At 49.8% G+C, this 14,012-nt stretch carries 3 protein-coding genes; all 3 read left to right on the top strand.

Annotated features, from left to right (window positions below):
* The coding region (locus K3G25_RS20480; RefSeq protein WP_232489503.1) for a non-ribosomal peptide synthetase at positions 1-3,997 on the top strand (3,997 nt) is incomplete at its 5' end.
* A 25-nt stretch (positions 3,998-4,022) separates the two neighbouring features.
* Positions 4,023-11,714 carry a non-ribosomal peptide synthetase gene (locus tag K3G25_RS20485; RefSeq protein WP_173613826.1) on the top strand — a complete coding sequence of 2,564 codons (7,692 nt, stop codon included), beginning with the start codon at positions 4,023-4,025 and terminating at the stop codon, positions 11,712-11,714.
* A 15-nt stretch (positions 11,715-11,729) separates the two neighbouring features.
* Positions 11,730-14,012, top strand: a 2,283-nt coding sequence (locus K3G25_RS20490) for a non-ribosomal peptide synthetase (RefSeq protein WP_232489504.1), incomplete at its 3' end; no start/stop codon positions are given.

Below are 14,012 nucleotides of genomic sequence, written 5' to 3' on the forward strand. Positions count from 1 at the left end.
TCAGAAGCAGGAAGCGTATTGGCTGAAGCGGCTAGAAGGAGAGCTTCCGGTGCTTGAGCTTCCGGCTGACAAGCCCCGTCCGGCTGTCAGAAGCTTTGCGGGCGGCAGTGTATCATGCACGCTTGACGCTGAAACGGCATCCGGCCTTCACCGCATCGCCCGGGATCACGGCTCCACTTTGTATATGGTGCTTCTCGCCGCGTACAATACGTTACTCGCGCGATTGAGCGGGCAGGAAGACATCATCGTAGGCTCGCCAATTGCCGGGCGTCCGCACAAAGACCTTGAACCGATTCTCGGCATGTTCGTCAACACGCTGGCCATCAGAACGGAGCCGAAAGGAGACAAACGGTTTACCGATTACTTGGCGGAAGTCCGCCAGGCGGCGCTTGAAGCGTATGAGCATCAGGATTACCCGTTTGAAGAGCTTGTGGAGCAGCTCGGCGTGCAGCGGGACATGAGCCGCAATCCGCTGTTTGATGCGATGTTTATTCTTCAGAATATGGAGCGAGAGGAGATAAATCTGGCCGGTCTGAAGGCGTCACGATCAGAGCATACCGAACATGATGTATCAAGTTTTGACCTGACCTTATCAGCGGCTGAATCCGATGGAAACATCCGCTTTGAAATGGAATTCAGCACCGAGCTTTTTATGAAAGAAACGATTGAACGATGGATGGGCCACTTACTGAATCTCTTGCGCCATGTTGCCGCCGAACCGGAAGTCATACTATCGAAAGCTGACATTTTGGATGAAGAAGAAAAACAAAAGTTACTGATTGAGTTTAATAACACACAAACCGAATTCATGGAAAAACACAAACTGTTGCACCAGTTGTTTGAAGAGAAAGCAGAAGAAACGCCTCATCAGACCGCTGTTATTGAAGGAGCACAGCAGATCAGCTATTCGCAGCTTAATGAGCGGGCAAATCGGCTTGCGCGAACACTGCACAAAAATGGATTCGGTCCGGGAAAAAGAGCAGCTATATTGGCAAACCGTTCGATTGAAGCGATCGTCAGTGTTCTTGCCGTCATGAAATCGGGAGGGGCGTATATACCGGTTGACTCCCATTATCCCGAGGAACGGATTCGCTATTTATTAAAAGACAGCGCGGCATCCGTCTTGATGGTGCAGTCAGAATACAAAGAACTTGCTTCACAGCTGACGGATAACAATTTATTTCTCATTCAGCTTGATCATGAAGATCAATACGATATTTGTGCAAAGAATATTCAGCCGGCAGCGTCACCGGATGATACTGCATATATCATATATACTTCGGGAACAACGGGAACGCCGAAGGGAGTCGAAGTCAGAAATCGCAGCTTTACGCATGCAGCACTTGCATGGCGCAGGATTTATGAGCTTGATCTTATACCGGTCAGAGTGCTGCAGATGGCGAGTTTCTCATTTGATGTATTTTCAGGGGATCTTGCACGCGCCCTGCTAAACGGGGGAACGCTTGTCATTTGTCCGGATGACGTCCGGCTTGAGCCACAACAGCTTTATCGGCTCATTGATCAGCACCGTATCACGTTTATGGAGTCGACACCCGCGCTGATTGTTTCGTTTATGGAATATATATATCGCCGGAAGCTCGCGCTGCAAAGTGTAAAAGTACTGGTACTGGGTTCAGATATGATCAAGTCGCAGGATTTTTATACGCTTCATGAACGCTTTGGGAAAGAAATGCGAATTATTAACAGCTACGGTGTAACAGAAGCGACAATTGATTCTTCGTATTATGAAGCCGAAATGAGCGAAGAGCCGCGGGAAGATGATGTGCCGATCGGTGTTCCGCTTCCGAATGTGCAAATGTACGTCTTAAACAAAGACAAACAGGTCCAGCCGATCGGCGTTTTCGGAGAGCTGTATATCGGAGGCGCCGGCGTCGCCAAAGGATATTGGGGACAGCCTGAGCTGACAGAGGGCGCATTCAGTGATCCGTTACAAACGGGAGAAACGCTTTACAGAACCGGAGATCAGGCTTGCTGGCTGCCGGATGGAACTCTTCGCTTTCAAGGGCGGATTGATAAGCAGGTGAAGATCAGAGGCTACAGAATTGAGACGGGAGAAATAGAAAGTGTGCTTTTGAAACACGATCAAGTCAAAGAAGCGGCAGTTACCGTGATGAAAGATGCTGAAGGACAAGCCCGATTAGCGGCATACATCGTTCCTAAAGAGGCCGATATCTCATCACTTCGCCAGTCTCTTATGCAGGAGCTCCCGGCTTATATGATGCCGTCTCATATTATCGGTTTAGACAGCATGCCCCTGACACTGAACGGCAAACTTGATAAATCGGCACTGCCGGCAGAAGAGATACATTCAACACAGGCATTTGTCGCGCCCGGCGATGAAAAACAGGAGATGTTATGCCGGATTTGGGAAGATGTGCTTCATGTTCAGAAAGCGGGAATTCATCACTCTTTCTTTGAGCTTGGGGGAGATTCCATTAAGGCGCTTCAAGTGTCAGCCCGACTCGCCGGAGAAGGCTGGAACATGTCGATCCGCGATTTGTTTCAGTTCCCGACGATTGCAGAACTCGCGAAGCACCTCACGCCGGCTGTTGCAACGGCTGATCAGGGGCCGATAGAAGGAAGCGCTCCGCTGACACCGATCCAGCAGAGATTTTTTGAGGAGCCGGGTGCGTTTGAGCTTCATTATAACCAATCAGTCATGCTGTGCACTGAAGACAGCCTCCAAATAGATGCGCTGTACCAGGCGGTTTGCGCGCTGACAGAACATCATGATGCGCTGCGAATGACTTTCACTGAAAATGAGCATGGGGAAGCCGTTCAATATAATCGCGGAATCACAAAGCAGCATGAAGAAATATTTACGCTTAACGTCATAGATATTTCAGAAGAAACGCAGCCCGAAAAACGGATAGCCGCTGAGGAAAAAGAAATACAGCAGGCTATGCGCCTTGATCAAGGCCCTCTGCTTCATCTCGGAGTGTTCCGGCAGAAGGAAGCCGACCATCTTCTTATAACGATTCATCATCTTATCGTGGACGGCGTGTCATGGAGGATATTGCTTGAAGATCTGCAGACAGCTTATCAGCAGGCATTAGAAGGCAAACAAATCGAACTGCCGCCGAAAAGCGATTCTTATATAAAGTATGCCGAAGAGCTTTTTGACATTTCCAAGAGCAAAGTATTGCTGGAGGAAGCCGCATACTGGGACAGCGTGATGTCTGGTGAAACAGCGCCGCTGCCGAAAATAACTGATGAAAACGCCGGACGATTGCAGGAAAACGCGCGCACTGCATCGTGGATATTAAGCAGCGAAGTCACGAAACAGCTGCTGTTGGAAACACAGCAGGCATACGGAACGGATGTTCATGAATTGCTTTTAACGGCGCTTGGAATGGCGCTTCATGAGTGGACGGGTTCTGAACAGATCCTTATCAGCACTGAGGGGCACGGGCGCCAGGGGCATATTCCTGACATTGATATGTCAAGAACGGTAGGATGGTTTACATCTGTTTACCCGGTGCTTTTGGATATGAGAGTGCCGGGCGGCTCAGGCGAAAAAACCGCTCACCGCATAAAGACGGTAAAAGACATGATGAGACGGGTTCCTCATCACGGAACCGGCTACGGACTGCTGAGATATTCGCGAAACATTCTTTATAAAGACCCAGAAATAAGCTTTAACTATCTCGGTGCGTTTGACGGTCTTGAGGGGACGCTGAAGATGTCACCGTTCAAGCCGCAGCATGATATAGCGGCCGGGCGCATCCGCGAGTTTGATCTGGATATTAACGCGATGGTGGCGGCCGGGCAACTGGAGGTAAAAGCCGTTTATACAAATGTATTTGCACCGGGGGCAATCGAGTTCTTCATGAATCGTTTCCATACTCACCTCGAGGACATCATCGCCCACTGTTCCGGCAAGAAAGAGCGGGAAAAAACATTAACGGATTACAGCCATACAGAATTGACCGCTCAAGCACTATCAAGCATTGAAGATCTCGTAAAAGGACTTTAATTTCATAAAAAGGTGTGTGGCATTCGTGACACAAGCGACAGAAATTCAAGATATTTACCCTTTATCATATATGCAGGAAGGCATGCTGTTTCATTCGCTCCTGGATTCCGGATCAAACGCATATGTCGAGCAGATTTCGTTTACAGTCAGCGGGGATTTATGCTTTGATACATTCCAAAAAAGTCTGGATATGCTTGTCAGCCGCTACGATATTTTCAGAACGATTTTCATAAAAGAAGTGCCTGACCTTGAAGGTCCGCAGCAGGTTGTCCTTTCACGCCGTGACACAGCCGTACAGACTGAGAACATTTCAGACTATTCGGAAGAACGGCAGCAAAGCATCATTGACAAATTCAAGGAAACCGACCGGCATAAGGGGTTCGATCTGCAAAAAGGCCCCTTAATGCGCCTGACTCTTTTTCAAACAGGAGAAAACCGCCATACATGCGTTTGGACTCATCATCACATTATGATGGACGGCTGGAGCTTGGGCATTGTGCTGAAAGATTTCTTCAGCATGTATTATGCGATCCGAAACGGGCGGCCTGTAAACCTCGGCAGTCCGGCTCCTTACAGCTCTTATATCAAATGGCTCCGAAGCCGGAATAAAGAAGAAACGTCAGCGTTCTGGTCGCGTTGCTTGGAAGATTACGGAGATGTCGTTTCCGTCCCGCAAACGAAGAATAAGCCGGCGCAAAACGGTTATGCATCTGAGCATTTTCAATTTTTCCTTGAGTCTGAAACCGTGCAAAAGCTGACAGACATTGCCCGAAGCACCGGGGTCACGCTGAATACTTTGTTTACGAGCATTTGGGGACTGCTTCTCCATCGTTACAACGGCACTGAAGATGCGGTATTCGGTTCAGTTGTTTCCGGCAGGCCGTCAGCTATCGCCGACATCGAATCCATGGCCGGACTGTTTATCAATACCGTGCCGGTAAGGGTGCGCGCGGCTGGTGATATGACTTTTTCTTCTCTTCTCAAAAAGGTGCAAAAAGAGTCACTTGCTGCGGAAGAGCACAGCTATTATCCGCTTTATGACATTCAAAACGAGAGCGGTCTGCAAAAAGATCTCTTGAACCATATCCTTGTCTTTGAAAATTATCCGGTTCAAATGCAGGCTGCGGTAAACGGCTGGCAGCAAACTGAAAGCAGTGCGCTCTCACTTGAAAACTTTTCGATGGCGGAAGAAACCAATTACGATCTTAACGTCGTCATCGTTCCGGGAGAAGAGTTTTATGTGAAATTCAGCTACAATGCGGGCATCTACGATCGGGAAGACATGAAACGGATCAAAGGGCATATTCTGGAGGTCATCTCCTGTGTAACGGAAGATCCGGACAGGCTTTTATCAAGCATCAGTCTCGTGCCTCCGGAGGAAGAAGCCCTGATTCATTCGTTTAACGAAACGAACCGTCCGTACCCTGAGACAACCGTTCATGGGCTGTTTGAAGAACAGGCGGCAAAAACGCCTGATCAAGAGGCGTTGAGATATAACGGGGTAAGCTGGAGCTACAAGAAATTAAATCAGCGGGCGAATCAGATTGCGCATGCGTTAAGGGAAAAAGGCGCACGCCCCGACCAGATCACCGCTGTTATGCTGCGCCGATCAATGAGTACGGTTGCCGCTCTGCTCGGAATTTGGAAGTCGGGCAGCGCCTATATGCCGATTGATGCGGAATTTCCGCCTGAACGGATTTCATTTTTACTGAGAGACAGTGAAGCCTCACTGCTCGTGACTGAAAAAGACCTGCTGCCCCTCATTCCGCCGCATTTTAAGGGCAGCGTCGTCATCATGGAGGAAACGGTTTCCCAGCAGACTGCACCGCTTCCGCCGGTATCTGACAGCGGAAATTGGGCGTATGTCATTTACACCTCCGGAACGACAGGCCGGCCGAAAGGGGTGCTTGTACAACACAAAGCGATCAGCAATACATTGCAATGGCGGCGTGAAGAATACGGGATGACAGAAGGGGACATAGCGCTTCATCTTTTTTCATACGTATTTGATGGGTCATTAACGAGTCTTTTCACTCCGCTTCTGTCCGGCGCCTGTGTATTGTTAACTGATGAAGATGATGCGAAAGACGTCCTTTCAATAAAACAGAAAATCGCCCGCCACGGGGTGAGCCATCTTCTGATCGTTCCGTCTCTGTATCGCGTTCTGCTTGATTCGCTGACGAAAAAGGATGCGCAGACGCTTCGGGCGGTGACATTTGCCGGGGAAGCGGCCACTCCTGATATCGTGGAAGCGAGCCGCGGCATATGCCCGAATGCCGAGCTGCTGAATGAATACGGTCCGACGGAAAACAGTGTGGCTACGACGATCCTGCGTAATCTGCAAAAAAGCAGCCGGATTACGATCGGACGCCCGATCGCCAACACTTCTGTCTATATGATGCACGGAGATCGGCTGCAGCCGGTCGGAGCCGTCGGTGAACTGTGTATTTCCGGAAAAGGTCTGGCGGACGGATATTTTCAGCAAAAAGAGCTGACGGACAAAGTCTTTACCCCTCATCCGTTTCGTGAAGGTGAACGGCTGTACAGAACGGGAGATGCAGCCCGATTTTTACCGGATGGAACGATTGAATATATGGGACGCTTTGACGATCAGGTGAAGATAAGAGGTTACAGAATTGAATTAGGAGAAATCGAAACGGCACTCAGAAGTCTGTCCGGGGTAAAAGAGGCGGCAGTCACCGTGCGCAAAGCGGCGGACGGGGAACAGGAGCTTGCAGCTTATGTCGTACTGGAAAACGCGGGTGTGACATTTGACCCTCATGCCGAATTGGCCGGGAGATTACCTGCTTATATGATACCGGGAAGCTTTACCAAATTAACGGAGATGCCGCTTTCTGTGAGCGGAAAACTTGATCGGGCCGCACTTCCTGAGCCGAAAGAAGCCGAGAGAACCGGTGATTATCAAGCTCCGCGCACAATGCTTGAGACTGAGCTGCTGTCTATTTGGCAAGAAGTGCTGAAACGGGAACACATCAGTATGAGAGATGATTTCTTCCAAATCGGCGGACAGTCGCTGAAAGCCGCGTCGCTTGTTTCAAACATACATAAACGGCTGCAAATTGAACTTGCCGTCAGCCATGTTTTTGAACATCCGACAATCGAGAGCATGGCCCGCTTCCTTGAACAGAGGAAAAGAGGAGAATATGCAGAAATCACGCCTGCTGTGGCAAAGGACTTGTACCCGCTATCTTTTGCACAAAAAAGGCTCTATGCCCTTCACCAGCTTGCGGCGGACAGCACGGGCTATCATATGCCCGCTTGTCTGGAACTGAGCGGCAGACTCAACCGGGATCGTCTGCACGAAGCCTTTTCAGCGCTGTTACAAAGGCATGAAGCGTTACGCACATCATTTGTTTTACGAAACGGGGAGCCGATGCAGCACATACATGCACATGTCGATCTTGACCTCACAGAGATTCACATGCCATCCGGGAACCTTCTTCAAGAGGTGATGGAAACTTTCGTCAAACCATTTGATGTGGAAAAAGCGCCGCTTTTGAGAGTGACTTTAGCCAAAGTCACTGAAGAACGTCATTTTCTGCTGCTTGATATGCATCATCTTATCGCAGACGGTGTGTCAATGAGCGTTCTGATTCAAGAATTGACGGATTTATACAGAGGAAAAGAGTTGCGGCCGTTAAAACTCCAATACAAAGATTTTTCCGTCTGGCAACATGAGCGGTTTGCCGCTGAAGAATTCAAAAGACATGAGCGTTATTGGCTGGAGACGATCGGGGAAAACATTCCCGTACTTGATCTGCCGCTCGATAAAAAGCGCCCGCAGCTTCCTGATTTCAGCGGGTCCGTTGTTCGAACGCGCCTTCAAAAGGAAACGGCGGAGAATTTACGCCGGCTCATGGATGAGACGGGTTCGACGCTGTATATGATTCTTTTGGCAAGCTACTCCTTGTTCCTTTCTAAATTGAGCGGGCAGGAAGACATTGTCGTCGGTTCACCTGCGGCCGGCAGAAGCCGCGCTGAGCTTGACGGGGTCATCGGCATGTTTGTAAATACCGTGGCAATGAGAAGCAGGCCGAAAGGGGATAAGACATTCCGCGCTTATTTAGAAGAGGTGAAAATGCTCGCCCTCGGCGCGGCCGAACATCAGGACTTCCCGTTTGAAGAACTTGCCCAAAAGCTTGATACACACCGGGAAGTCAATCGCAATCCGCTGTTTGATGCCATGCTCGTTTTGCAAAACAGTGATGATTTCGAAGTGAACCTTCCGGGCTTAGCCGTTTCTTCACATGCAGTGAAACATGACATTTCAAAATTCGACTTGACGCTTCATACCGAGGAACGGCCGGATGGCTCACTGGATTTTCATTTTGAATACAGTACCGCGTTGTTTGAAAAAGGTACGATCGAACGGTGGGCCGGTCATTTTAAAGAGCTTTTAGGACAAATCGCATCGCATGATGAGCGGAAGCTGTCTGACATTCATTTGCTGGGCATAAACGATCGGCAGATGCTTCTTCAAGCGGAAAATCAAACGGCGGAGTATCCGAGGCATGAAACGATCGTCAGTTTATTTGAAGCACAGGCGGAAAAAATGCCGGATCAAATTGCAGCCGTCATGTCTGATGAGCGTCTCACCTACCGCGAGCTCAATGAAAAGGCGGATCGAATCGCCGATATGCTGTCGGAAAACGGCATCCGCTCCGGACAGATTGTCGGAATTATGACCGAACGATCTCCGGATATGCTGATTGGGATTCTCGGTATTTTAAAAGCGGGAGGAGCTTATCTGCCGATTGATCCTGACTATCCGGACGAGCGGATTTCATTTATGCTGACTGACAGCGGCGCGCGTGCTCTGTTGACGCAATCGGGTCTTGGGATATCCGGAATGGACGGACTGCCGGTTTTATACATCGATAAGCCTGAATCCGTTTCAGCAGACAGAACGAAAAAAATGATAACGCCTGAACAGCCGGCTTACGTGATTTACACATCGGGCACAACCGGAAAACCGAAAGGCGTTATGACGGAACACCGCAATGTCATCAGCCTTATCACACATAAAGGACTGCCGTTTGATTTCGGCTCTGAAGACGTCTGGACGCTGTTCCATTCCTATTGCTTTGATTTTTCTGTCTGGGAAATATTCGGCGCGCTCTTATACGGCGGAAAGGTAGTCATCGTGCCGAAAGACACAGCCCGTGATCCGCATTTGTACCGGCAGCTGCTGCAAAGTGAAGGCGTAACGGTGCTGAACCAAACGCCGACGGCTTTTTCCGGACTCATTCATGAAGAAGCCGGGCATACGGACAAGCTGAAGCTTCGATATGTCGTTTTCGGCGGAGAGGCGCTTCAGCCCGGCATGCTGAAAAGCTGGAAAGAGAAGTACCCGGAGACGGAGCTTGTTAATATGTACGGCATTACGGAAACCACGGTTCACGTCACATGCAAAAAACTGAATATGGATGATATTGAGAGAAACAAAAGCAATATCGGCAGACCGCTGGAAACCCTTCATGCTTTTGTCATGGACGCTTATATGAATCCGCTGCCGATCGGAATTCCCGGTGAGCTTTATATCGGCGGGGAAGGCGTCGCGAGGGGGTATGTAAACAGGGATGATTTAACCGCCTCCCGTTTCATCACGAATCCGCACGGCATGCGGCTCTACCGGACGGGCGATATCGCCAAAAGGCTCTCAAATGGCGAGCTGGAATATGTCGGGCGAAAAGATGCGCAAGTAAAAGTCAGAGGCCACAGAATTGAGCTGGGAGAAATTAAATCAGCCCTGCAAGAGCTTTCCTCCGTGAAAGAGGCCGCCGTGATCACACGTGCTGATCAGCACGGTCAGCACTCCATTTACGCTTACGCGGTCTTACACGGAAACGAAAAGATAAAAGAAGCAGAGATTCAGGCCTCTCTCAGAGCTTTTCTGCCGGAATATATGATTCCCGCCCGCTTGATAGAGCTTGATGAACTGCCTTTGACGGCGAATGGGAAGCTGGACGAGAAGGCGCTCCCGCAGCCTGAATTAAATGATAGCCTTGGAGATGATATCAGCCTGAGAAATGAAACTGAAGAAATGATGGCTGACATTTGGGAAGAACTCTTAGGTGTTGAAGGCCTCGGTCCCAATGCTCATTTCTTCCATCTCGGCGGGGATTCGATTAAAGCGCTGCAAGTATGTGCGAGGCTGAAACAGCAGGGCTATGAAACGACCGTCCGCGAGCTGTTCGAGCATCAGACACTGGGAGAAGTATCGATGCGGCTCCGGAAAGTCCGCCGCGTGATTGATCAGGATCCCGTCACGGGAGACGTGCCGCTGACGCCGATACAGCACTGGTTCTTGTCGCAATCATTGCCGCATGATCATTTTAATCAGTCCGTTATGCTCCGCAGTGCGGACAGAATCAATGTATCTGCTATGAGAAAGGCGCTGGCACAGCTTGCAGTTCATCATGACGCATTACGGATGATATGCGGCACGCAAAACGGATCGGTGATTCAATATAACAGAGCGGAAAACCTTTCTGAAGAAGAACTCTTTACGTTTGAAACGTATGACGTGAGAGGGAAAGGGTCATTACAAGAGGAGCACGCCGCAATCGAACAGGCGGCCGCCCGTATTCAAACTTCCATTCGGCTGGAGACGGGGCCGCTCGTAGCTGTCGGATTATTTCACGCTAATGATGGCGATCATCTGCTGCTTTCCATTCATCACCTTGTCATTGACGGTGTATCATGGCGGATTTTATTTGAGGATCTCACCGCGTGCTACAGGCAGGCGCTCGAAGGAAAAGAAACCGCGCTTCCGGCAAAAACCGATTCCTATCAGACTTACGCGAAGCAAATCTCTGATTATGCAAAAAGCCGCCGGCTGTTACAGGAAGCAGACTACTGGTCCGAAAGAGAAAAAGCGGCGGTCAAACCGCTTCCGAAAGATGCCCGCACCTCTTCCAATCTTCTGAAAGATACAGATGTGATGACCGTTACATTGACAAAACAGGAGACTGAGCAGCTGTTAACGGAAGCAAACAGAGCATACACAACAGAGACGGGCGAATTATTGCTTGCCGCGTTAAGCCTTGCGCTGAACAGATGGACCGGAAACGAGACATTCAAAATCAGCATGGAAGGCCACGGAAGGGAAGAGCACTTGGAACATCTTGATATCAGCAGAACCATCGGCTGGTTTACGTCAATTTATCCGGTATTGGTTGACGCAAGTTTTCAAGATCAGGCTGATGACGGCGAGCGGCTCGGCTATCACATTAAACGGACAAAAGACATGATGCGCCGCATTCCGCATAAAGGAGCGGGATACGGGGTGCTGAAGTATATAAGCAAACTCTGGGAAGAGACTGAATCTGATTCTCCTGAAATCAGTTTTAACTATCTGGGGCAGTTTGACAGGGAGATCCGTTCCAGCGGCTTTGGTGTTTCTCCCGTAAAAGCGGGAAATGAAATCAGCCCGGACTGGGAACGTCCGTACACACTTGATATCAGCGGCTCCGTATCGTCGGAATGTCTCAGCATGCATGTTGTGTACAACCGTTTTCAGTATCAAAAAGAAACGATTGAAGTTTTGACGGGACATTTTCATGCCTTTCTCAAGCAGATCATCACGCATTGCACAGGCAAAGAGGAGCGTGAATGGAGCGCCGCTGATTTCAGTGACGAGGAGTTAACGCTGGAAGATCTGAGTGACATTATGGGAGCCGTCAACAAACTATAGAAAAGGAGTGGCGCAATGGGGCAGCAACCGGAAATACAAGATATATATCCTTTATCTTTTATGCAGGAGGGCATGCTTTTTCATTCTCTGTTGGATCATGACTCAAGAGCCTACTTCGAACAAGCGGTGTTTACGATCAACGGACAGCTTGACCGGGAACGATTCCAAAAAAGTTTAGATGCTGTTTTTGAACGATACGATATTTTCCGTACGACATTTATTCATAAGAATGTGGCGAAGCCCCGCCAAGTCGTGTTGAAAAACAGGCCGAGCCGCGTTCAGTTTCATGATATTTCTCATTTGGACGAGAAGGCACAAGACAAATATGCCGACCGGTTCAGAAAAGAAGATAAAGATAAAGGCTTTGATTTGCAATCAGACCCTCTCATGAGAGTCTCCATTTTGAAAAAAGCGCCCGAACGCTATGTTTGTATATGGAGCCATCATCATATCGTCATGGACGGCTGGTGCTTCGGAATTGTCATGAAGGAATTTCTGATGATCTATCAATCTCTCGGAGACGGACGGCTTCCGTCTCTCGAGCCTGTTCAGCCATATGGAAAGTATATTAAATGGCTCATGAAGCAGGATCGTAAAGAAGCCGAGATTTTTTGGAAAACGAGACTTGCCGATCTTGAGCAATCGGCGTCTCTTCCGAAAAAATCCGCGGAACCAAATGGCGAACTTGAGCAGGCGGTTTTCACCATTTCTGAAGAGCAGACAAATGAGCTGAAGAACATTGCGGCAAGGGCGGGAGCAACGCTGAATACAGTGTTCCAGGCACTGTGGGGCATTTTGCTGCAGCGTGTCAGCCGCTGTGATGACGCCGTTTTCGGTTCAGTCGTTTCCGGCCGGCCGTCGGATCTCGCAGGCGTGGAAAAAATGGTGGGACTGTTTATTAATACGATTCCCGTGCGGGTGAAAAGCGGTTCATTTTCTTTTCTGGAGCTCGTCAGGCATTTGCAGCAGGAGACGCTGCAAGCAGAAGCGTACAGCTATTATCCGCTGTATGACATTCAGGCGCAAAGCCCTTTGAAGCAAGCGCTGTTTGACCACATTATCGTGTTTGAAAATGTGCCGGCCCAGCGTGAAATTGAAAATGTGAGTCAGGCCGGTTCATTTGATTTTGCGGTAGAAGATTTCACGATGGAGGAAGTCACAAACTACGGATGCAGCATAAAGGTGATTCCGGGAAGTTCTCTTTATATCCGCTTAAACTTTGATACCGGTATATACGATCGTGTTTTTATGAAGAATATTGAAACATTTTTACGGCATATGATGAAGTCAGTCATTTCCGACCCTGAAATGAGCGCCTCCGAGATCGCATTGCTGGATGCGTGTGAAGCCAGAAATATGCTGGATGCGTTTAACCGTACAGAAGCGGTTGAACCGCCGGCTCCGACGCTTCACGGGCTGTTTGCCCGCCGTGCCGCGCTTTCGCCGCATCGTCCGGCGCTCCGTTTTCCGGGCGGCATGCTGACGTACGCCGAGCTTGACCAGTACACAGACAGGCTGGCCGTTTGGCTCCGCCAAAAAGGCGTCCGCAAAGAAAGCATGGTCGGCGTACTCGCCGAACGCTCGCCGGAGATGGTGGTTTCAGTGCTTGCCGTGTTAAAAGCGGGCGGCGCCTACGTGCCGCTTGACCCTGAGTATCCTGAGGACAGGCTGCGCTATATGCTCGATGACTGCGGCGCTTGTCTCCTGCTTGCACAGCCGGGGTTATCCCTTTCCGGTTTTTCCGGCGAGACGCTAGAAGTGTCTCTTTCTGCTCTGACAGGCGAGACGGAGACAGGGGCTGTCTCTGAAGAAGCGGATGCTGATTCGCTCGCTTATATCATTTATACGTCCGGTTCGACGGGAACACCGAAGGGAGTGGCTGTTGAACACCGTCAAGCTGCCGCCTTTTTATCAGGGATGCAAGGGCAGTTCCCGTTAACGGAAGAGGACATCATCGTGCTGAAATCATCCTTTTCATTCGACGCCTCCATCTGGCAATTGTTTTGGTGGACGATGTCCGGCGCTTCCGTGTATCTGCTTCCTGCCGGATGGGAGAAAGATCCTGTGCGGATGATTGAAGCGTTTGCCTCAGAAAAGGTGACGACCGCGCATTTTATTCCGGCGATGGTCAACAGCTTTTTAGACGCGCTGGAAACAGAGCCTGCGGAAACAAGAACACGCCTCGGCAGAACACTGACACGCATGTTTGCCGGAGGGGAAGCTCTTTCCCCGCTTACAGCTGCCCGGTTTGCCGATCTGTTGCCGGAAACCGTGCTCATTCACGGCTACGGGCCGACG

Source organism: Bacillus sp. FCW2 (assembly GCF_021228595.1).
In the GTDB taxonomy this organism is placed as follows: Bacteria; Bacillota; Bacilli; order Bacillales; family Bacillaceae; genus Bacillus; species Bacillus velezensis.